Annotated in this window: 20 protein-coding genes and 1 riboswitch; of the genes, 10 read left to right on the forward strand and 10 right to left on the reverse strand. The window is 59.5% G+C overall.

The genetic code is table 11. The features are described from left to right. Positions 1–466: 466 nt before the first annotated feature. Together purH and purD are read left to right on the forward strand one after the other, a co-directional pair. A complete protein-coding gene (gene purH / locus ACF8MC_RS25140; RefSeq protein WP_049234649.1) occupies positions 467–2,056 on the forward strand; it encodes a bifunctional phosphoribosylaminoimidazolecarboxamide formyltransferase/IMP cyclohydrolase in 1,590 nt (529 codons plus the stop codon). Positions 2,057–2,104: 48 nt separating this feature from the next. Beyond that, positions 2,105–3,388, forward strand: a complete 1,284-nt coding sequence (gene purD / locus ACF8MC_RS25145; RefSeq protein WP_033636738.1) for a phosphoribosylamine--glycine ligase — start codon at positions 2,105–2,107, stop codon at positions 3,386–3,388. A gap of 49 nt (positions 3,389–3,437) precedes the next feature. Here purD and ACF8MC_RS25150 read toward each other — a convergent pair whose 3' ends face one another. From ACF8MC_RS25150 to nudC, 6 genes are all read right to left on the reverse strand, one after another. Beyond that, entirely contained in the window at positions 3,438–4,109 is a 672-nt protein-coding gene (locus ACF8MC_RS25150) for a DUF1481 domain-containing protein (RefSeq protein ID WP_079656126.1), read from the reverse strand. Between the two features lie 36 nt (positions 4,110–4,145). Continuing rightward, entirely contained in the window at positions 4,146–4,418 is a 273-nt protein-coding gene (hupA, locus tag ACF8MC_RS25155; RefSeq protein ID WP_004929874.1) for a nucleoid-associated protein HU-alpha, read from the reverse strand. Between the two features lie 189 nt (positions 4,419–4,607). Continuing rightward, positions 4,608–5,198 (reverse strand): YjaG family protein, encoded by a 591-nt coding sequence (locus ACF8MC_RS25160; protein WP_025160203.1) that lies wholly within the window; start codon positions 5,196–5,198, stop codon positions 4,608–4,610. 48 nt (positions 5,199–5,246) lie between these two features. Continuing rightward, positions 5,247–5,933, reverse strand: a complete 687-nt coding sequence (nfi, locus tag ACF8MC_RS25165; RefSeq protein ID WP_033655325.1) for a deoxyribonuclease V — start codon at positions 5,931–5,933, stop codon at positions 5,247–5,249. 9 nt (positions 5,934–5,942) lie between these two features. Further along, positions 5,943–7,007: a uroporphyrinogen decarboxylase gene (hemE, locus tag ACF8MC_RS25170; protein WP_041037138.1), complete on the reverse strand. Its 1,065-nt coding sequence runs from the start codon at positions 7,005–7,007 to the stop codon at positions 5,943–5,945. Positions 7,008–7,045: 38 nt separating this feature from the next. Further along, the gene (gene nudC, locus ACF8MC_RS25175) at positions 7,046–7,813 is read right to left on the reverse strand and encodes an NAD(+) diphosphatase (protein WP_049212545.1); all 768 of its coding nucleotides are present in this window, start codon (positions 7,811–7,813) and stop codon (positions 7,046–7,048) included. Between the two features lie 101 nt (positions 7,814–7,914). Here nudC and ACF8MC_RS25180 point away from each other — a divergent pair, with 101 nt between their 5' ends. The 8 genes from ACF8MC_RS25180 to ACF8MC_RS25215 all read left to right on the forward strand — a co-directional run bounded on the left by ACF8MC_RS25180 (position 7,915) and on the right by ACF8MC_RS25215 (position 15,641). Next, on the forward strand, positions 7,915–8,406 hold the full coding sequence (locus ACF8MC_RS25180; RefSeq protein WP_033636734.1) for an Rsd/AlgQ family anti-sigma factor: 492 nt from the start codon (positions 7,915–7,917) through the stop codon (positions 8,404–8,406). Between the two features lie 39 nt (positions 8,407–8,445). Then, a riboswitch (TPP riboswitch) is annotated at positions 8,446–8,570 on the forward strand. A 114-nt stretch (positions 8,571–8,684) separates the two neighbouring features. Continuing rightward, on the forward strand, positions 8,685–10,628 hold the full coding sequence (gene thiC, locus ACF8MC_RS25185) for a phosphomethylpyrimidine synthase ThiC (protein WP_164105774.1): 1,944 nt from the start codon (positions 8,685–8,687) through the stop codon (positions 10,626–10,628). After that, on the forward strand, positions 10,621–11,271 hold the full coding sequence (gene thiE, locus ACF8MC_RS25190; protein WP_033655322.1) for a thiamine phosphate synthase: 651 nt from the start codon (positions 10,621–10,623) through the stop codon (positions 11,269–11,271). Before thiC ends, thiE begins: the two co-directional genes overlap by 8 nt. Further along, positions 11,264–12,013 carry a HesA/MoeB/ThiF family protein gene (locus ACF8MC_RS25195; RefSeq protein WP_041037142.1) on the forward strand — a complete coding sequence of 250 codons (750 nt, stop codon included), beginning with the start codon at positions 11,264–11,266 and terminating at the stop codon, positions 12,011–12,013. The genes thiE and ACF8MC_RS25195 overlap by 8 nt, the downstream gene beginning before the upstream one ends. Next, positions 12,010–12,210 carry a sulfur carrier protein ThiS gene (gene thiS, locus ACF8MC_RS25200; RefSeq protein WP_016929423.1) on the forward strand — a complete coding sequence of 67 codons (201 nt, stop codon included), beginning with the start codon at positions 12,010–12,012 and terminating at the stop codon, positions 12,208–12,210. The genes ACF8MC_RS25195 and thiS overlap by 4 nt, the downstream gene beginning before the upstream one ends. Before the next feature lies 1 nt (position 12,211). After that, entirely contained in the window at positions 12,212–12,991 is a 780-nt protein-coding gene (locus ACF8MC_RS25205; RefSeq protein WP_033655320.1) for a thiazole synthase, read from the forward strand. Then, entirely contained in the window at positions 12,991–14,124 is a 1,134-nt protein-coding gene (gene thiH, locus ACF8MC_RS25210; RefSeq protein WP_164105775.1) for a 2-iminoacetate synthase ThiH, read from the forward strand. The genes ACF8MC_RS25205 and thiH overlap by 1 nt, the downstream gene beginning before the upstream one ends. Positions 14,125–14,861: 737 nt before the next feature. Next, a complete protein-coding gene (locus ACF8MC_RS25215) occupies positions 14,862–15,641 on the forward strand; it encodes a helix-turn-helix domain-containing protein (RefSeq protein ID WP_033636724.1) in 780 nt (259 codons plus the stop codon). On the opposite strand, the gene ACF8MC_RS25220 is transcribed toward ACF8MC_RS25215, so the two are convergent. From ACF8MC_RS25220 to rpoC, 4 genes are all read right to left on the reverse strand, one after another. Continuing rightward, positions 15,627–16,901: a sensor histidine kinase KdpD gene (locus tag ACF8MC_RS25220; protein WP_049212544.1), complete on the reverse strand. Its 1,275-nt coding sequence runs from the start codon at positions 16,899–16,901 to the stop codon at positions 15,627–15,629. The two genes, ACF8MC_RS25215 and ACF8MC_RS25220, sit on opposite strands and share 15 nt — an antisense overlap. A gap of 1 nt (position 16,902) precedes the next feature. Then, the gene (locus ACF8MC_RS25225) at positions 16,903–17,367 is read right to left on the reverse strand and encodes an oxidoreductase (protein WP_033655328.1); all 465 of its coding nucleotides are present in this window, start codon (positions 17,365–17,367) and stop codon (positions 16,903–16,905) included. After that, a complete protein-coding gene (locus ACF8MC_RS25230) occupies positions 17,367–17,813 on the reverse strand; it encodes a GNAT family N-acetyltransferase (protein ID WP_033649989.1) in 447 nt (148 codons plus the stop codon). The genes ACF8MC_RS25225 and ACF8MC_RS25230 overlap by 1 nt, the downstream gene beginning before the upstream one ends. Before the next feature lie 167 nt (positions 17,814–17,980). Then, on the reverse strand, positions 17,981–22,204 hold the full coding sequence (rpoC, locus tag ACF8MC_RS25235) for a DNA-directed RNA polymerase subunit beta' (RefSeq protein WP_021505232.1): 4,224 nt from the start codon (positions 22,202–22,204) through the stop codon (positions 17,981–17,983). Positions 22,205–22,257: the final 53 nt, after the last annotated feature.

Genomic DNA, 22,257 nt, shown 5'->3' on the forward strand with positions numbered 1-22,257 from the left:
GTTAGGCGCTTTCGCTTGCTAACTCGAGGTGGCGTATATTACGCTTTCCTCTTTCAGAGTCAACCCTAATTTTCAGGATTTTTTCTCTGCGACCCCCGGATACTCTGTGAAGTTGTTCACATGTTCCGTGTCGATGGAGGCGCATTATAGGGAGTTCCTCGCAGGCCGCAACAGGTATTTTCCGCAAAAGCGATCGTTCGCTGCATTCCACAGCAAAACCCCGCCTTATACCCACTTGCACACAGTGTTATCCACAGATGCGATTTGCACGGAAAATTTACGAGCGCCACGCAAACGTTTTCGCTACAATTCCCCGCGACGAAACGATCCCCCTTTTTATGGGGGCGTTACCTGAATATGCGCCTGCCCCTCCCTTTATAAGGCAAAAACCTTTCCTTATAGAGAGAACGAGGTGGACATTCACGTAACGCTCTTTAATTGCGACTCAAAGCCAAGGGATAAAACCATGCAACAACCTCGTCCAATCCGCCGGGCCCTGCTCAGCGTGTCTGACAAAGCCGGTATCGTTGAATTCGCCGAAGCGCTTTCCCAGCGCGGCGTTGAACTGCTCTCCACCGGCGGCACCGCTCGCCTGCTGGCAGACGCCGGTCTGCCCGTTACCGAAGTTTCCGACTACACCGGCTTCCCGGAGATGATGGACGGACGAGTAAAGACCCTGCACCCGAAAGTTCACGGCGGTATTCTCGGCCGCCGCGGGCAGGACGACGCCGTCATGACTCAGCATGACATCCAGCCTATCGACATGGTGGTCGTCAATCTGTACCCGTTCGCCCAAACCGTGGCGCGCCCGGATTGCTCGCTGGAAGACGCGGTCGAGAATATCGATATCGGCGGCCCGACCATGGTGCGCTCCGCCGCCAAGAACCATAAAGACGTCGCCATCGTGGTGAAGAGCAGCGACTACGCCGCCATCATTACCGAGATGGACAACAACGACGGCTCGCTGCGCTATGCCACCCGCTTCGATCTCGCCATCAAGGCCTTCGAGCACACCGCCGCCTACGACAGCATGATCGCCAACTACTTCGGCGCGCTGGTGCCGGCGTACCACGGCGAGACCGAGCAGCCGTCCGGCCGCTTCCCGCGCACCCTGAACCTCAACTACATCAAGAAGCAGGATATGCGCTACGGTGAGAACAGCCACCAGCAGGCCGCCTTCTATATAGAAGAAGAGGTAAAGGAAGCGTCCGTCGCGACCGCCGAGCAGCTGCAGGGCAAGGCGCTGTCTTATAACAACATCGCCGATACCGACGCCGCGCTGGAATGCGTGAAAGAGTTCGCCGAGCCGGCCTGCGTGATCGTCAAACACGCCAACCCTTGCGGCGTGGCGATCGGCGACGACATCCTGGCCGCCTACGAGCGCGCTTACCAAACCGACCCGACCTCCGCCTTTGGCGGCATCATCGCCTTTAACCGCGAGCTGGATGCCGCCACCGCGCAGGCGATCATCAGCCGCCAGTTCGTGGAAGTGATCATCGCGCCAAACGTCACCCAGGAAGCGCGCTCCCTGCTGGCCGCCAAGCAGAACGTGCGCGTGCTGGCCTGCGGCCAGTGGCAGCAACGCGTGGCGGGGCTGGACTTCAAGCGCGTCAACGGCGGCCTGCTGGTGCAGGATCGCGATCTGGGCATGGTAACCGCCGCCGATCTGCGTGTGGTATCCGAGCGTCAGCCGACCGAACAGGAACTGCGCGACGCGCTGTTCTGCTGGAAAGTGGCCAAGTTCGTGAAATCCAACGCCATCGTCTATGCACGTGACAACATGACCATCGGCATAGGCGCCGGCCAGATGAGCCGCGTTTACTCCGCCAAGATCGCCGGCATCAAAGCGGGCGATGAAGGGCTGGAAGTGAAAGGGTCCGCCATGGCCTCCGACGCCTTCTTCCCGTTCCGCGACGGCATCGATGCCGCGGCGGCGGTCGGCATCACCTGCGTGATCCAGCCGGGCGGCTCTATCCGCGACGACGAAGTGATCGCCGCCGCCAACGAACACGGCATCGCCATGATCTTTACCGACATGCGTCACTTCCGCCATTAATTCCTTTTGCCGCGTGCGCTCCGGCGCACGCCATTCGTGGAGCCCCTGATGAACATTTTGATTATCGGCAACGGCGGGCGCGAGCACGCGCTGGCCTGGAAAGCCGCCCAGTCTCCGCTGGCGGATAAAGTCTACGTTGCGCCGGGCAATGCCGGCACCGCGCTGGAAGCCAATCTGGAAAACGTGGCGATCGCCGCCACCGACATCCCTGCCCTGGTCGCTTTCGCCCAGAGCCATGACATCGGTCTGACCATCGTCGGGCCGGAAGCGCCGCTGGTGATCGGCGTGGTCGATGCCTTCCAGGCCGCCGGTTTGAAAATCTTCGGCCCGTCGCAGGCCGCCGCGCAGCTCGAAGGCTCCAAAGCCTTCACCAAGGATTTCCTGGCGCGCCACCGTATCCCGACCGCCGAATATGAAAACTTTACCGAGGTGGAGCCGGCGCTGGCCTATGTGCGCCGCAAAGGTGCACCGATCGTCATCAAGGCCGATGGCCTGGCGGCCGGTAAAGGCGTGATCGTCGCGATGACGCTGCAGGAAGCGGAAGAGGCGGTGCGAGACATGCTGGCCGGCAATGCCTTCGGCGACGCCGGTCATCGCATCGTGGTGGAAGAGTTCCTCGACGGCGAAGAAGCCAGCTTCATCGTGATGGTCGACGGCGAGAACGTGGTGCCGATGGCCACCAGCCAGGACCACAAGCGCGTCGGCGACGGCGACACCGGCCCGAACACCGGCGGCATGGGGGCTTACTCCCCGGCGCCGGTCGTGACCGACGAAATCCACCGGCGCGCCATGGATCAGGTGATCTGGCCGACGGTGCGCGGCATGGCGGCGGAAGGCAACACCTACGTCGGCTTCCTGTACGCCGGCCTGATGATCGCCGCCGATGGCCAGCCGAAGGTGATCGAATTCAACTGTCGTTTTGGCGATCCCGAAACCCAGCCGATCATGCTGCGCCTGCGCTCCGATCTGGTGGAACTGTGCCTGGCGGGTGCCGAAGGCCGCCTGAACGAGAAAAGCTCCGACTGGGACGAACGCCCTGCGCTCGGCGTGGTGCTGGCGGCCGGCGGTTATCCGGGTGACTATCGCAACGGCGAAGTGATCCAGGGGTTGCCGCAGCAGGAAAGCGCCGACGGCAAGGTCTTCCACGCCGGTACACGCCTGCAGGGCGATGACGTCGTCACCAGCGGCGGCCGCGTGCTGTGCGTAACGGCGCTGGGCGACACCGTGGCGCAGGCGCAGCAACGCGCCTACCAGCTGGCGGAAGGCATTCAGTGGCCGGGCAGCTTCTGCCGCAAAGATATCGGTTATCGCGCGATTGCGCGCGGCAAGTGATTTGGCCGTCTAAGGTCATGATGGGAGGCTCCGCAGCGCGGGGCCTTTTTTACAGCTGGTCTTCTTTCGGTTCCCAGCTGCAGAAGTCGTCGTTCGCCACCAGCAGCAGTTCGCTGCCTTCGGGCGCTTCCAGCCAGGCGACGCTCACCGGCCGGCTACTGCTGCGGGCGCGTTTCTCGATCCAAACGATGGAGGCGGCATCCAGCCCCGGTTTCATGCGTTGGCCGTCGCAGGTTTGCACCTCGCCCTGCATCCAGCGCCCCTGCAGCAATTTCACCTTGCCGGCGCGCAGCGCATTGCTCACTTCAAGGATCCGCCGCGCCTGATATTGGTACAGAGCGATTTCATCGCTGGTCAACGGTTCGCGGCGTGTCGCCAACTGGCGCTGCATAAAGCTCACCGTGCCGTCGTCGGCAAAGCGCAGTTGAATGGAATCTCGATCGCCGTCGGCGTCGTTGCGTTTGATTTGGCGCAGCACGTCGCCCTGATAGGTGTACAGCGTGGTGATGGTACCCGGACCACGGTAAGGGCTGTAGACGCTGACCAACACCTGCGGACGATGTTGCTCATCGTCTTTACGCCACAGGCGTATCACACCCTGATCGGCCACGAAGCCGCTGGCGGTAAAGCTGGGGATATCGGAATGGAAACTGCAGGCGCTCAGGCCGACGGCGATGCCAACGGCCATGAGCGCCCGACGAGCAAACAAAAGGGGCGCCATCGCCCCCCTGTTTATTCTTTTCACCGAGGCGCGGTCTTATTTAACAGCGTCTTTCAGTGCTTTGCCAGAAACGAACGCAGGCACGTTGGCTGCTGCGATTTTGATTTCTTTGCCAGTCTGTGGGTTGCGGCCAGTGCGCTCGCTACGATGGTTTACTTTGAAAGTACCGAAGCCAACCAATTGTACTGCATCACCTTCTTTCAGAGACTCAGTAATAGCAGCCAGGGTGGATTCCAGAGCCAGTTTAGCTTGTGCTTTGGAAAGGTCAGCCTTGTCCGCGATTACATCAATCAGTTGAGTCTTGTTCATAAGTTATCCTTACAGTGTGTTTATCGTTTGCAAAGCATCGAGTGCGACGGATATGCCGATTGACAGCACTCTCCTGCATACACGCACCGATAGCCACTTTTTTTACGCCCCCCAAATGTAGACCAGACAGGGTGCGGATGTGAAGCCTTAAGGCATGACAAATCAGGCGTTAAATCACGTTTTGTTGCCTTATTGCGCTAAATTTATCCCGATGTTGCTGACACCGGCCTCTCGCAGGTCGGATCGCAGCCCCTTGATCAGGTCTATATCGCGCTCTTCACAGGCGTCCAACAGGCGGAAAATTTCCCATTGAATGTCCCATTCTTCCTCTACCGCAGGCAAACTTTCCAACTCTTCGTCGGTCATTTCCTTACCGGCTTGGGTCATTTCCAACATCGCCACGGTGCGAATCGATGTTTCGCTGATGGCAATGGCGTGCTCCAGCGTCTCCCCGCCGAGCCGCGAATGGATCAGTTCCCCTAATGCGATACAGGCATCAATTGCCGGGTAAACGCCGTAAAGATCGTAATCTTCCGCCGACGGAATCGCCTCTTCCAACTTCTCGAGCTGGCTGTCGAAGTTGACCTTGGCGTCCTTCACCACCAGCGTTTCCCACACCAAATCCAGAATGCGGCGATAAACCGCCGGATCGCCGAACTCGGTCTGTTTGCAGAACATCTGGTAATTCGGGTACATACGCTCGCACAAACTGGCCATAAAGGTCAAATGTTGCCAGGCCTCGAGCCGTTCCAGACGTAAATGAATCGGGTTACGTAGCATGCTTTACTCTCTTACGCGTTATCTGCGGCGCAGTGTACCCGAAATCGCTCATGGCGACACCTCCGGATGCTGCTGCAACCAACGCTGAAACGCCGGACGGCGCGATGCGATGGCGTCGGCCCAACGGGTCGGCTCCGGTAAACGGTAGCCCGCCATGCAGCGTTGCACCCACGCCAGCGCACTGTCGGCGCCCACGCGATGCCCGGTAGAGATGAACAGCGGGTTGCAACGCGCCTTGCTGCGCCACACCCAGCCCAGCGGTTCACCCTTATCTTCCAGCGGCGCCAGCGCGCCGACGGCGGCGTCCAGCGGCGCGAATTTGCCGCACAGGCGCTTCTTGGCCACGCCGATGGTCGGTACATCGACCAGCAGGCCGAAATGGCTGGCGACGCCGAGACGCCGCGGATGCGAAATGCCATGCCCATCGACGAAGATCAGCCCCGGTTTCTGCTGCAGCTGCCCCCAGGCGGCCAACAGCGCCGGGTATTCGCGAAACGACAGGAAGCCCGGGATGTAGGGCATGACGGTGGCGATGCGCGCCACCTGATACTCCACCAGTTCCAGCGACGGATAGCGCAGGATGGCGATGGCGGCGCGCGTCACCGCCCCTTCTTGCTCGAAGCCCACGTCGGCGCCGGCGATGAAGGCCGGCGGTTCGGCCGGCAGATCGTCGTAGCGAATGACTTCAGCCGCGCGCCGCAGCTGTTCGGCGCGCAGGGCCGCCATATCGGTCACATCGAATCCTTAACGGTGGTATTTCGCCGAGTGCGCGTGCACCGCCTCGACGAAGGCGCCGGCGTGCTCCGGCGGCACATCCTGATGGATGCCGTGGCCCAGGTTGAACACATGGCCGTTGCCGTGGCCGAAACCGGCCAGAATGGTCTCCACTTCTTCCGCGATGCGCGCCGGAGAGGCATACAGCATCGACGGATCCATATTGCCCTGCAGCGCCACTTTGTCGCCGACGCGCCGACGCGCGTCGGCGATGTCGGTGGTCCAATCCAGCCCCAGCGCATCGCAGCCGGTGGCGGCCATCGCCTCCAGCCACTGCCCGCCGCCTTTGGTGAACAGCGTCACCGGCACGCGGCGGCCGTCGTTTTCACGCAGCAGCCCGTCGACGATCTTGTGCATGTAGTGCAAAGAGAACTCGCGGTAGTCGCGCCCGGTCAGCACGCCGCCCCAGGTGTCGAACACCATCACCGACTGCGCGCCGGCCTTGATCTGGGCATTGAGGTACAGGATCACGCTGTCCGCCAGCTTGTCCAGCAACAGGTGCAGCGTGGCCGGTTCGGCATACATCATCTTCTTCAGCTTGGTGAAGGCTTTGCTGCTGCCGCCTTCGACCATATAAGTCGCCAGCGTCCACGGGCTGCCGGAGAAGCCGATCAGCGGCACTTCGCCCTTCAGCTCGCGGCGAATGGTGCGCACCGCGTTCATCACATAGCCCAACTCCACTTCCGGATCGAACACCGGCAGCTTGTCGACGTCGGCGCGGCAGGTTATGGGGGAGCTGAAACGCGGGCCTTCGCCGGCTTCAAAGTACAGGCCGAGCCCCATGGCGTCGGGAATGGTGAGAATGTCGGAGAACAGGATGGCGGCGTCCAGCGCATAGCGGCGCAGCGGCTGCAGCGTGACCTCGCAGGCCAGCTCCGCGTTCTTGCACAGCGACATGAAATCACCGGCCTGGGCGCGGGTCGCCTTGTACTCCGGTAAATAACGACCGGCCTGGCGCATCATCCATACGGGGGTCACATCCACCGGCTGGCGCAACAGCGCGCGCAGGTAGCGATCGTTCTTCAACTCAGTCATTTATGGGGCTCCCTTAATAATCTGCCGGCCATTGTACATTATTCTGCCCGGCACAGCGCCACGGTGTCCTCAATCAACCGGCGCGCCACGGTACCGGGCGGCGGCAACAGCGGCAGCTGGTCGTAGCGATACCAGCCGGCGTTGAGCAGCTCCTTGGGATCGTGACGAATTTCCCCCTGATGGTAATCGGCCATAAAGGCCATCATCAGCGAGTGCGGGAACGGCCAGGGTTGTGAAGTGACGTAGCGCAGGTTCTTGATTTCGATATTGCTCTCTTCCATCACTTCGCGTGCTACCGCCTGCTCCAGCGTTTCGCCCACTTCGACGAAGCCGGCCAGCACCGTGTGGATACCGCCGCGATGGCGCACGTGTTGCGCCAGCAGGATCTGATCCTCGCGCCGAATAGCGACGATCACGCAGGGTGCAATCTGCGGATAGTAGCGCTCTTTGCAGTGGCCACACAGGCAGGCGCTCTCGCTGCGGCTGAGGTGCATCTCATGGCCGCAGTAGCCGCAATAGCGATGTGAACGGTAGAAATCCGCCAGCTGCACGCCGCGCCCGGCAAGCTGAAACAGACCGCGATCCAGATCCAACAGCTGACGCACCGAGCCCATCTCCCGCGGCATCGCCTGGCGCACCAGCCAAACCGGCGCACCCGCCCACTCACCGATGGTGCGCGCCATACGGCCCTGCAGCCCGAGGGCGGCGGCCGTCCCCGACGGCAATTCACCGTTCGGTAACCAAAGTTTGCTTTCATGGCTGACGATCCACCAGCCGTTTTCATTGCCCGTTAATGCAAGTTCCATATCGTTGTTGCACAACCTCAGCTTCACTGGCACTCTACGAATCGGCTTTGTTACATTTTAATAACTTACCGGTTACTTTTATTACTTACACGGAGTCAAACATGCTCAACCGTTTGGAAAGGCTGACTCAGCGCGTTGGCGGTAGTAATGAATTAGTTGATCAATGGCTTCAGGCCCGCAAGCAGTTGCTGGTCGCCTACTGCACGCTGGTAGGCCTCAAACCGAATAAAGAAAAGCATACGCCGCTGAATGAAAAAGCGCTGGAGAACTTTTGCCACAACCTGGTGGATTACCTCTCCGCAGGGCATTTTCATATCTATGACAGAATTATCAAACAAGTGGAAGGCGCAGCCAGTCCGAAAATGTCGCTGGCGGTGAACATCTACCCCAAGCTGTGGGCCAATACCGAACAGATCATGGCGTTCCACGATCGCTATACCGAAGTGGATATCGATCAGGAGGTTTGTCTGGAATTCCACCAGGCCTTGTCGGATATCGGCGAAACGCTGGCGGCGCGCTTTGCGCTGGAAGATAAGCTGATCCTGCTGGAGGCGGAAGCCGCGCAGCAACCGCAGCCGGATCCGGCGCGTTAAAATTTTATAGTTTTTTTTCTTATCCCTCCTATACTGGGGGGCATCTTGTCGGAGTGCCTAGCGCCTGATTTGTTCATCGAATCAGCCAGGCTGAGACCGTTAATTCGGGATCCGCGGAACCTGATCGGGTTAATACCCGCGAAGGGAACAAGAGTAATCTATCGCCACAGGCACGGCCTTCCCCTTGCGGGCGCCCTGCCTTATCGGCCACCATCATTACTCCCTCCGAGCTCCAGACAAGCAACTTTCCCAACCCAACACACTGGTAGGAACTTGCTATGTCTAACGTTAATCCACCGCGCGCCCGTAAAGCGCAACGCGAAGCCGCCCAGCAGTTTATCGACACCCTGCAAGGCATGGCTTTCCCGAACTCACGCCGCATCTATCTGCAAGGCTCGCGCAGCGATATCCAGGTGCCGATGCGCGAAATTCAGCTCAGCCCGACCCTGCTCGGCGGCAGCAAAGACAACCCGCAGTATGAACCCAACGAGGCGATCCCGGTGTATGATACCGCCGGCCCCTACGGCGATCCGCAGGCCAAGCTCGACGTGCACGCCGGCCTGGCCAAACTGCGCACCGGCTGGATCGACGCGCGCGGCGATAGCGCCACCCTCAGCGGCGCCAGTTCCGGCTTCACCCAACAGCGGCTGGCGGACGAGGGGCTTGATCACCTGCGCTTCGAACATCTGCCGCTGCCGCGCAAGGCGCTGCCGGGCAAGTGCGTGACCCAGCTGCACTATGCCCGCGCCGGTATCGTCACCCCGGAGATGGAGTTCATCGCCATCCGTGAAAACATGGGGCGCGAGCGCATTCGCGGCGAGGTGCTGCGCCACCAGCACCCGGGTCAAAGCTGGGGCGCCAATCTGCCGGACAACATCACGCCGGAGTTCGTGCGCCAGGAAGTGGCCGCCGGCCGCGCCATCATTCCCGCCAACATCAATCACCCGGAGGCGGAGCCGATGATCATCGGCCGCAATTTCCTGGTGAAGGTGAACGCCAATATCGGCAACTCGGCGGTCACGTCGTCGATCGAAGAAGAGGTGGAGAAGCTGGTGTGGTCCACCCGCTGGGGCGCGGACACCGTGATGGATCTCTCTACCGGCCGCTATATTCACGAAACCCGCGAGTGGATCCTGCGCAACAGCCCGGTGCCCATCGGCACCGTGCCGATCTACCAGGCGCTGGAGAAGGTCAACGGCGTGGCGGAAAACCTCACCTGGGAGATGTTCCGCGATACGCTGCTGGAACAGGCGGAGCAAGGGGTCGACTACTTCACCATCCACGCCGGCGTGCTGCTGCGCTACGTGCCGATGACCGCCAAACGCCTGACCGGCATCGTGTCGCGCGGCGGCTCGATCATGGCCAAATGGTGTCTGTCGCACCATCAGGAAAACTTCCTCTATCAGCATTTCCGTGAAATCTGTGAGATCTGCGCCGCCTACGACGTTTCGCTGTCGCTCGGCGACGGCCTGCGCCCCGGCTCGATTCAGGACGCCAACGACGAAGCCCAGTTCGCCGAGCTGCATACGCTGGGCGAGCTGACCAAAATCGCTTGGGAATACGACGTGCAGGTGATGATCGAAGGCCCGGGCCACGTGCCGATGCAGATGATCCGCCGCAACATGACCGAAGAGCTGGAACACTGCCACGAAGCGCCGTTCTACACCCTCGGCCCGCTGACCACCGATATCGCCCCGGGCTATGACCATTTCACCTCCGGCATCGGCGCGGCAATGATCGGCTGGTTCGGCTGCGCCATGTTGTGTTACGTCACGCCGAAAGAACACCTCGGCCTGCCGAACAAAGAGGACGTCAAGCAGGGCCTGATCACCTACAAGATCGCCGCTCACGCCGCCGATCTGGCCAAAGGCCATCCGGGTGCGCAGATCCGCGATAACGCCATGTCCAAGGCGCGTTTCGAATTCCGCTGGGAAGATCAGTTCAATCTGGCGCTCGATCCGGCCACCGCCCGCGCCTATCACGACGAAACCCTGCCGCAGGAGTCCGGCAAGGTCGCCCACTTCTGCTCGATGTGCGGGCCGAAATTCTGCTCGATGAAAATTTCGCAGGAGGTGCGCGACTACGCCGCCGCCCAGGAGGCCGCCAAGCCGATCGAAGTGCAGCTGACCGGCATGGAGAAAATGTCCGCCGAGTTCCGCGCCCGCGGCAGCGAGCTGTATCACAGCGCCGGCACCCTGCAAGAGGAGACAAGCAATGACTGATATCACGACCCCCTTCCCGGCTACGCCCCACAAACTGGGGCTTTACCCGGTCGTCGACAGCGTGGAATGGATCGCTCGCCTGCTGGAGGCCGGCGTCACCACCATCCAGCTGCGCATCAAGGATCTGCCTGACGAGCAGGTCGAAGCGGATATCGCCGCCGCCATCGCGCTGGGCCAGCGTTATCAGGCGCGGCTGTTCATCAACGACTACTGGCGGCTGGCGATCAAGCACGGCGCTTACGGCGTGCATCTGGGCCAGGAGGATCTCGATACTACCGATCTGGCGGCCATTCACCGCGCCGGGCTGCGGCTGGGCGTGTCCACCCATGACGACGCGGAGCTGGCGCGCGCGCTGGCGGTGAAACCTTCCTACATCGCGCTGGGGCACATCTTCCCCACCCAAACCAAAGACATGCCTTCGGCGCCGCAGGGGCTGGCGGAGTTGAAACGCCACATCGCCGGCCTGGCGGATTACCCGACGGTGGCGATCGGCGGGATCAGCATCGATCGCGTACCGGCAGTGCTGGCGTGCGGCGTCGGCAGCGTGGCGGTGGTCAGCGCCATCACCCAAGCGCCGGACTGGCGCGCGGCGACGGCCGAGCTATTGCGGCTGATCGAAGGCGAGGATCCGAACGATGCTTAACGATCAGGAATTCCTGCGCTACAGCCGCCAGCTGCTGCTGGAGGACGTCGGCCCGGAAGGCCAGGAGAAACTCAAGCGCGCCACGGTGCTGATCGTCGGTTTGGGCGGGCTCGGTTCCCCGGCTTCGCTGTATCTGGCCGCCGCCGGCGTCGGCACGCTGCTGCTGGCCGACGACGACCAGCTGCATGTCACCAACCTGCAGCGGCAAATCCTCTACCGCAGCGCCGATACCGCCACCGGCAAGGCGGCGCTGGCGCAACGCCACCTGCAGGCGCTGAACCCGTTGGTGGAATCCATCCCGCTGGCGCAGCGGCTGCAGGGGCAAGCGCTGCGCGACGCGGTCGCCCGCGCCGATCTGGTGCTGGACTGCTGCGACAATATGGCGACCCGTCATGAGGTCAATGCCGCCTGCATCGCCGCCGCCAAGCCGCTGATCAGCGGCAGCGCGGTCGGCTTCAGCGGCCAGCTGCTGGTGCTCGAGCCGCCCTATGCGCACGGCTGCTACGCCTGCCTGTACCCGGAGCAGGAAGAGCCGCAGCGCAACTGCCGCACCGCCGGGGTGCTCGGCCCGGTGGTGGGCGTGATCGGCACTCTGCAAGCGCTGGAAGCCATCAAGATGCTGGCCGGTATGCCTTCCTCCCTCAACGGCAAGCTGCGGCTGTTCGACGGCAAGCAGCAGAGCTGGAGCACGCTGCAACTGAGCCAGGCCCGCGCCTGCCCGGTATGCGGAGGCGCGGCATGAAGATCCGTCTGAACGACCAACCGCTGGAGCTGGCGCAGCCGCTCAGCGTCGCCGCCCTGCTGACCCAGCTGGAACGCCACCAGCCGGGCACCGCGCTGGCGATCAACCAAACCATCATCCCGCGCGCCGACTGGGCCGACCATCAGGTGCAGGACGGTGACGACATTTTGCTGTTTCAAGCGATCGCCGGAGGCTGACATGCTGAAAATCGCCGATACCACTTTTACCTCGCGCCTGTTCACCGGCACCGGCAAGTTCGCCACCCCGGCGTTGATGCTGGAGGCGCTGGCGGCCTCCGGCTCACAGCTGGTGACCATGGCCATGAAGCGCGTCGATCTGCGCGGCGGCAACGACGCCATTTTGGCGCCGCTGCAGCAGCTGGGCGTAAGGCTATTGCCCAACACCTCCGGTGCCAAAACGGCCGCCGAAGCGGTGTTCGCCGCCCGGCTCGCGCGCGAAGCGCTCGGCACCCACTGGGTGAAGCTGGAGATCCATCCCGATGTGAAATACCTGCTGCCGGATCCGATAGAAACGTTGAAGGCGGCGGAAACGCTGGTGAAAGACGGTTTTGTGGTGCTGCCCTACTGCGGCGCCGATCCGGTGCTGTGCAAACGGCTGGAAGAGGTGGGTTGCGCGGCGGTGATGCCGCTCGGCGCCCCTATCGGCTCCAACCGCGGTCTGCGCACCCGTGACTTCCTCGAGATCATCATCGAGCAGGCCAAGGTGCCGGTGGTGGTCGACGCCGGCATCGGCGCGCCGAGCCACGCGCTGGAAGCGATGGAGCTGGGTGCCGACGCGGTGCTGGTGAATACCGCCATCGCCGTGGCGCGCGACCCGGTGCAAATGGCACGGGCGTTTCGCCTGGCGCTGGAGGCCGGCGAGCTGGCGCACAGCGCCGGATTGGGTGCCAGCCAGCGCGGTGCGGCCGCCTCCAGCCCGCTGACCGCCTTCCTCAGCCAACCAGAGGAGGCGCAGTGATGGGCGACGATTTCAGTAGCCGCTGGCAACAGCTGGATTGGGACGACATTACGCTGCGCATCAACGGCAAAACCGCACGCGACGTGGAACGCGCGTTGACCGCCGACAAGCTGACGCGCGACGACTTTATGGCGCTGATCTCCCCCGCCGCCGCGCCGTATCTGGAACCGCTGGCGCAGCGCGCGCAGCAGCTGACCCGTCAGCGCTTCGGCAACGTCGTCAGCTTCTATGTGCCGCTGTACCTTTCTAACCTGTGCGCCAACGACTGCACCTACTGCGGCTTTTCGATGAGCAACCGCATCAAGCGCAAAACGCTGGACGCGGCGGAGATCGCACGCGAGTGCGAAGCCATCAAGGCGCTGGGGTTCGAGCACCTGTTGCTGGTCACCGGCGAACATCAGAGTAAGGTTGGCATGGACTATTTCCGTCAGCACATTCCGGCTATCCGCCGCCACTTCAGCTCGCTGATGATGGAAGTGCAGCCGCTGGCGCAGGACGAGTACGCCGAACTGAAAGCGCTGGGCCTGGACGGCGTGCTGGTGTATCAGGAAACCTACCATCCGGCCACCTATCTGCAGCACCATCTGCGCGGGCAGAAGCAGGATTTTCATTGGCGCCTGGCCACGCCGGATCGCCTGGGGTGCGCCGGGATCGACAAGATCGGCCTCGGTGCGCTGATCGGCCTGTCCAACAGCTGGCGCACCGACTGCTACCTGCTGGCGGAACATCTGTTCTACCTGCAGCAAACCTACTGGCAGAGCCGCTACTCGATCTCGTTCCCGCGTCTGCGCCCCTGCGCCGGCGGCATTGAGCCGGCGTCGATCATGAGCGAGCCTCAGTTGGTGCAGCTGATCTGCGCCTTCCGGCTGTTCGCACCGGACGTTGAGCTGTCGCTGTCTACGCGTGAATCGCCGTACTTCCGCGATCACATGATCCCGGTGGCGATCAACAGCGTCAGCGCCGGATCCAAGACGCAGCCCGGCGGCTATGCCGACGACGTGCCGCCGGAGTTGGAACAGTTCGAGCCGCACGACGGCCGCACGCCGCAGCAGGTCGCCGAGGCCATCAGCAACGCCGGGCTGCAGCCGGTGTGGAAAGACTGGGACGGTTATCTGGGACGCAGCACGCAATAAGCGGCAACGTTTACCGCCGCATGAAGAAAACGCTGGAGCGGCCGCGCAATGCCGAACGCCGGCGCTGGCGCCGGTAACCTCCCCGGCTATAGTGACCTTGCCGACCGCCAAACCCGGCGTCGGCCGGGGCCGTCACCCTCTCGATGGCCCCGCCTTATCCCATCCCGGATCGCGCCGGAGCTTCTCTTGCGCGACGCCGGGCCCTCGTCCGCGGCAACGCGCATATGGCGTATCGCGGCCGGTAAGGGCGTACGGACAGATTGCCTTGTCGGCTAATGGGCAGTCAGAAAGATGGCATAACGATGTGCGGCACTCACTCAGGAGTGATACTCATAGAGCGCTGTGGCGGCAGAAAAGTGGGAACGAGGATAAGAAGGTACAGCGACGAAGAGAGATTCGAGTGGTCATCCCCGGTGCTGCCATTGGCCCTGGTGTTGGCCGCGGATCTTTTTGCCGCCTGCTCCCTGCTTACGGACAAGAGCAGGCGGTTTATTTTGTGAGACTGGCACCCCCCCAGGACGCGAATCACACAGTATGTGCGCTAATTAACCATACAAACGATTAAATGTGAATGTCTTTTGAGTGTTTTTTTATTTAGCATCGAGTGTATTTTGAGTTTGACAAGCAAAATCAAACTGATATCGCTGCAACCCCCAGTCATCATCTATAATCCAGCACGGGTCCTCGCGCAGGTTTTTCAGCGCTCGCGGTCAACATCAAAAAAAGCCAAGGTTGTCATGAAGAAAACGCCAAATTACATCGATGCAATCAGCGCGTTGCTCACTCTGAAAGGAGTTGGCGACAGAAAGCATGCCTCCACGATGGCCAACATACTGAACCTTCAGTACAACAGCGCCAAACAGAAGCTGGATGGCAAAAGAGGCATCACCCTCGATGAAGTCAAAAAGGTATTTCAGTACTTCAACGAGCCGTTTGCCGGCCAAAGGACGCATAACGCCGTCTTTATCATGAACAGCATTCACAAGCGCTGCAATATTGAGGTTGACGAGCGCCCGGTCACGCAAGCGGACAACGACGAAACCTACGCCTGCAAAAAAGACGATCTTTTCATCATCAACACCAATCGGGAACATGCCGCCGAGGCTCCGCTGTACAAAGTCAACAAGATAGACTTTCTGCCGGCCCCGCGTATCGCGATCCTGGACAATGATGGGGATATTCTCGAACTGTTGAAGAAGATCGCCAGCCGATACGGCATCGAGACTGAGACCTTTCAGACGGCGGACGCCATGCTGGCCGCGCTGGAACAGCAGTCCTTTGAGGCGTTTATTCTGGACTGGCTGTTGGATTTCGGCGAGACCTCCGAACGCGTCGTGAAGAAAATTAAAGACGCCCTCGATCCGCACGCCCGCATCATCATTCTGACCGGCCAGCTGAATCACTACGAGAAAAACATCGGCGATATGATCCTGCACTATGACGTACATCTGGTGGAAAAACCGACCAAGCCGCTGATTATCTCCTCGCTGCTGCTGTCGAACCTATTCTTTAATTAGTTTGACCGGGATGCGGATCAAAAACGATGAGCCCACCCCTTCGACGGATTTGGCTTTAATGGTACCTTTCATCGTCGTGACGTAATTTTTGATAATGGTCAGCCCCAGCCCCAACCCCTGCCGCGTTTCCCTTTCCACCCCCTGATTGAACGCCTTATACAACCGATCCAGATTTTTGACGTTAAACCCGATGCCGGTGTCTTTTACTCGCAAATACAGATTGCCGTGACATACCTTCACGTTAAGGGTTATCGCGCCGCGGTGGGTAAATTTGTCCGCGTTGCTGAGCAGGTTGGCCAATATTCGGTAGAGCTTGTATTTATCAGAACCAATCAGGCCGGCATAAGACGAACGGTGAATCACGAGGCGATTGCCGCGCCCGGCGCCGATGCCGGTTACAGCATCGTCCACCACCTCATTCAGCCGGAAGGTGGAAATATTGATTTTGACTTCCCCCATCTCAAGCCGCGAATAATCCATCACCTCGCGCGTTTGTTCGGCGATCTTATTGCCGTGATAGGAGATCAGGCGGGCTTCTTTTTTCAACTCTTCCTGCGCCAGCTCGTGCTCCATGATATCCGCGGCAATGACGATGGCCTGAGTCGAGCCGGCGATCTCGTGGTAGATGGAAGAGATAAAGATGTTCTTGTTCTTGATGATCTCTTTTAACGAGAAGGCATTTCTCAGCACCAGGAACATCATCAGAAACACCAAAATCAACGAAAAGAGGGCGAACATCTCGGCTTTACTCGAATTCTCCTGGATGATGCCTTTCACTTCGGTAAAGTTTTTAATCTGTATCCGATAAATAATTTCCTGGATATCGACCAGCGTGCCCTCGATATCATCCATATAAGAGAGAATGTCCGCCTTGTTTTTCTGCCCCACCAGCAAGCCGGCGGAGAGATCGTCCAACGTGCGGTACTGCTGCTTCAGCAGCGCAACATTCTTGATGAACTCTTTGTCGTAATAAAAAGAGTCGCTGAAGGTAGAACGGCTCTCCAGGATCTGAATCTTCGAGTAGAAGATTTTCTTTTTGATCTGGAAGGCGTCGTAGTCGTTGTTTTCACTGAGCAGCAGCGCGGTTTTGGTTCTTTCAAACGCCAGAAAGAGGATCTCGGCCACCGAGTAGTTGTCCAGATTGGGCTCGATCTGCTTATAGCGTTCTTTTACGCCGCCGAAGTTAATGGCAATCAACAAAATCAATAAGGAGAAGATGGCAACCAACGCGATAAGAGTACCGATCAGTTTTTTGCTCATCTTATTTCAGCTCCAACCGTTTAACTTGCCAGACGGTTTTCGCGTTCACATCCAGGTTATTCAGCTCGGCGTAGCTATCGCGCGGATAAATAATGGCGAACGGCCCCAGTTCCCCCACGTCGATCGGCTTGCCGCCGCGCTGATAGGCGACGATCACGCGGTATTTAGTCATCTCGTCAATCGGCATCGAATAGGAGTAATCATCCCAGGCGAAAGCGCGCACCGACTGGCCTTTCAGATGATAGGCTTTCACCAGCTCCGCAAGCTCAACGCCGGTGAACGTATCTTCCGGGGTGAAATTGGTCGAGGTTTTAATCGTGTGCGACGGCATCGCCTCCAGCATCTGCCGGGTTATCTTGATCTTCTCGCCGTCGAGCGGCTTCAGGTAAAAATAGTCAACGGCCGCATACAGCGGCGCGCTGAACAGCGAAAGCAGCAGTAACGTCATCAATCCGTTGATTTTCATCAGTCACCCTCTTGGCGTTTCACCAGTTCGACCTGGCCGAATTCATCCTGCCCGACCACGGCCCAGCCGTGATGTTGATAAAAGCCTTCGGCTTTGGAGCCGGGATCGGTGGTTAAGTGGATCGCTTCGGCGCCGTGTTCAAACATCCAGTGAGTGATCCGTGCCAGCAAGGCGGAGCCGATCCCCTTCGACTGGTATTCCGGCTTCACGAACAGGCCGCCGATCAGCGGTTCAGGGATGAATAGCCCGAAGCCAACGCCGGCATAGTCGTCGCCATGCTTGCAGATCCAGCCGCCGCCCTGGTTGATGTCCTCCAGCGCCTGTTTGCGCTGCAGATACTGGATCTGATGCGGATGCAGCAGGTTTTCCTCAACGGAAAAGCGGATCTCATACAGGTAAGGCAGGTGTTGCGCCGTCAATTTTTCGAAGGTAATGAGGCTGTCCATGTTCGCACTGTCCTTGGTTGTCAGGTAAAAAGCGCCGGTCAATTTCTGCTGTAACCATAGTAGCAAAGTTTGCTCTGCCCCGGCATGAGGCGAAAAAAAACCGCCCCCGAGGGAGCGGTTTATCTGGCAATGGGCCCGGCATGCCGGGCCCGCGGCGCGGATGACGATTACTCGTCGTCGCTGCCGCCCAGGCCTGCGTTGAGCAGCTCGGCCAGGTTAGCTGTCGCTTCTTCCGCGCTGACTTGCGGAACAACCGGCGCTTCACCCTGAGCGCGACGACGCATGCGATCCTGATGATAAGCGTAACCGGTACCGGCTGGGATCAGACGGCCCACGATGACGTTCTCTTTCAGGCCACGCAGTTCATCACGTTTGCCGGCTACGGCAGCTTCGGTCAGAACGCGCGTCGTTTCCTGGAACGATGCGGCGGAGATGAAGGACTCGGTCGCCAAGGAAGCCTTGGTGATACCCAGCAGATCGCGCGAGAAGGTTGCCGGGATCTTACCTTCAGCTTCCAGCTGACGGTTGGCAATCTTGACGCGAGACACTTCAGCCTGCTCGCCTTCCAGGAACTCGGAGCCACCAGCGCTAACGATAGTGCCTTTACGCAGCATCTGACGAACGATAACTTCGATGTGCTTATCGTTAATCTTAACGCCTTGCAGACGGTAAACTTCCTGCACTTCGTTGGTGATGTAGCGGGTAACCGCATGCACGCCACGCAGACGCAGAATGTCGTGCGGAGACTCTGGGCCGTCGGATACGACGTCGCCACGTTCCACCACTTCGCCTTCGAACACGTTAAGCTGACGCCATTTCGGAATCATCTCTTCGTAAGCGTCGCTGCCGTCCAGCGGAGAGATCACCAGGCGACGTTTGCCTTTGGTCTCTTTACCGAACGAGATAATCCCGCTGATTTCAGCCAGGATTGCCGGCTCTTTCGGACGACGTGCTTCGAACAGGTCGGCAACGCGCGGCAGACCACCGGTAATATCCTTGGTACCGCCGGATTCCTGAGGAATACGCGCCAGGGTATCACCCGCACCAATCTGAATGCCGTCTTCCAACTGAACGATCGCTTTGCCCGGCAGGAAGTATTGAGCAGGCATATCAGTACCTGGGATCAATACGTCTTCGCCCTGAGCGTCAACGATTTTCAGTGCCGGACGCAGGTCTTTACCGCTACCGGTACGCTCTGCGCTGTCCAGAACTACCAGAGAAGACAAACCGGTCAGTTCGTCGGTCTGGCGAGTAATGGTCTGGCCGTCGACCATGTCCGCGAAGCGAATGAAGCCGCTGACTTCACTGATGACCGGCATGGTGTGCGGATCCCAGTTAGCAACGGTTTCGCCGCCGTTAACTTCTTCACCGTCGCCTTTGCCCATCACGGCACCGTAAGGCACCTTGTAGCTTTCTTTGGTACGGCCGAATTCGTCGATCAGTTTCAGTTCGGTGTTACGCGAGGTGATCACCAGCTTGCCCGCAGCGTTCATAACGAACTTCGCGTTGCTCAGCTTGATGCTACCCTTGTTTTTCACCTGGATGCTGGATTCAGCAGCCGCACGAGATGCCGCACCACCGATGTGGAACGTACGCATCGTCAGCTGTGTACCCGGCTCACCGATGGACTGTGCCGCGATAACGCCGATGGCTTCACCTTTGTTGATGATGTGGCCACGTGCCAGGTCGCGACCATAGCAGTTTGCGCACACACCAAAGTCGGTTTCACAGCTCACCACGGAACGGACTTTAACGCTGTCGACAGAGTTCTCTTCCAACAGGTCACACGCCTTCTCGTTCAGCAGGGTGTTGCGTGGCACCAGAATGTCCGCCGTACCCGGCTTGAGGACGTCTTCTGCCGTCACACGGCCCAGAACGCGTTCACGCAGCGGCTCTTTCACGTCGCCACCTTCGATAACCGGAGTCATCAGGATGCCGTCGTGGGTGCCACAGTCGTCTTCGGTCACAACCAGATCCTGCGCCACGTCAACCAGACGACGGGTCAGATAACCGGAGTTCGCGGTTTTCAGTGCGGTATCCGCCAGACCTTTACGAGCACCGTGGGTGGAGATGAAGTACTGGAGTACGTTCAGACCTTCACGGAAGTTCGCGGTGATTGGCGTTTCGATGATGGAGCCGTCCGGCTTCGCCATCAGACCACGCATACCGGCCAGCTGACGAATCTGAGCGGCGGAACCACGCGCACCGGAGTCGGCCATCATAAAGATGCTGTTGAAGGAAACTTGCTGTTCCACTTCGCCGTCACGGTTAACCACGTCTTCTACCGACAGGTTTTCCATCATCGCTTTCGCAACGCGTTCGTTCGCTGCAGCCCAGATATCGATCACTTTGTTGTAGCGTTCGCCGGCGGTAACCAGACCAGACTGGAACTGCTCCTGGATCTCGGCAACTTCGGTTTCCGCTTCTTCGATGATCTCCGCTTTCTTGGCCGGGATAACCATGTCGTCGATACCTACGGAAGCGCCGGAACGGGCTGCGTAAGCAAAACCGGTGTACATGATCTGGTCAGCAAAGATAACGGTCGGCTTCAGGCCCAGGATGCGGTAACAGGTGTTCAGCATCTTGGAGATCGCTTTCTTGCCCAAAGGCTGGTTAACGATCGCGTACGGCAGACCTTTCGGTACGATCATCCACAGGATGGCGCGGCCGATGGTGGTGTCGATGATGCTGGTCTGAGAAGTCCATTCGCCTTCGGCGTTTTTGACGTCTTCGGTGATACGCACTTTAACGCGCGCATGCAGAGACGCCAGGCCGGCGCGGTAAACACGCTCAGCTTCTTTGGAACCGTTCAGCACCATGCCTTCGCCCTTGGCGTTAACACAGTCGCGGGTCATGTAGTACAGACCCAGTACAACGTCCTGAGAAGGAACGATGATTGGCTCGCCGTTCGCAGGGGACAGGATGTTGTTGGTGGACATCATCAGCGCACGCGCTTCCAGCTGGGCTTCCAGCGTCAGCGGTACGTGAACGGCCATCTGGTCACCATCGAAGTCGGCGTTATAGGCCGCACAAACCAGCGGGTGCAGCTGGATCGCTTTACCTTCGATCAGAACCGGTTCAAACGCCTGGATACCCAAACGGTGCAGGGTTGGTGCACGGTTCAGCAGTACCGGGTGTTCGCGGATCACTTCGTCCAGGATATCCCAAACGACGGCTTCTTCACGCTCAACCATTTTCTTGGCGGCTTTGATGGTGGTGGCCAGGCCACGCAGCTCCAACTTGCCGTAGATGAACGGTTTGAACAGCTCCAGCGCCATCTTTTTAGGCAGACCGCACTGATGCAGACGCAGGTATGGACCTACGGTGATTACGGAACGGCCGGAGTAGTCAACGCGTTTACCGAGCAGGTTCTGACGGAAACGACCCTGCTTACCTTTGATCATGTCGGCCAAAGATTTCAGAGGACGTTTGTTGGAACCGGTGATGGCACGACCGCGACGGCCGTTATCCAGCAGGGCGTCTACCGCTTCTTGCAGCATACGCTTTTCGTTGCGCACGATGATGTCCGGCGCAGCCAGATCCAGCAGGCGTTTCAGACGGTTGTTACGGTTGATCACGCGGCGATACAGATCGTTCAGATCCGAGGTCGCGAAACGACCGCCATCCAGCGGAACCAGAGGACGCAGATCCGGCGGCAGTACCGGCAGCACGGTCAGGATCATCCACTCCGGTTTGTTACCGGACTGCACGAACGCTTCCAGCAGCTTGATACGCTTGGTCAGCTTCTTGCGCTTGGTTTCGGAGTTGGTTTCGTTCAGCTCTTCACGCAGTTGCTCGCACTCGGCTTCCAGATCCATGTTTTTCAACAGTGCCTGAATAGCTTCCGCACCCATCTTGGCGTCGAATTCGTCACCGAACTCTTCCAGCGCGTCCAGATACTGCTCTTCGGTCAGGATCTGACGGCGCTCGAGGTTGGTCATACCGCCTTCGACCACCACATAGGATTCGAAGTACAGTACGCGTTCGATGTCACGCAGCGGCATATCCAGCAGCAAACCGATGCGGGATGGCAGCGATTTCAGGAACCAGATGTGCGCGGTCGGCGAAGCCAGCTCGATGTGGCCCATGCGCTCACGACGCACTTTGGTCTGGGTCACTTCAACGCCGCACTTCTCACAGATCACGCCGCGGTGTTTCAAGCGCTTGTACTTACCGCACAGGCACTCGTAATCTTTTACCGGCCCGAAGATACGGGCGCAGAAAAGGCCGTCACGCTCTGGTTTGAACGTACGGTAGTTAATGGTTTCCGGCTTCTTAACTTCACCGAACGACCACGAACGGATCATGTCTGGCGAGGCCAGAGCAATCTTGATCGCATCAAACTCTTCGGTCTTAGTTTGCGCTTTCAGAAACTTCAATAAGTCTTTCACGGATTGGCTCCTGTCGGAGTTAAACCTGTTGGGTACCCACAACCGCAGTAGGT

It is taken from the genome of Serratia sp. LACPHL-BACT-2024-00286, from assembly GCF_043109535.1.
GTDB classification, from domain to species: Bacteria; Pseudomonadota; Gammaproteobacteria; order Enterobacterales; family Enterobacteriaceae; genus Serratia; species Serratia sarumanii.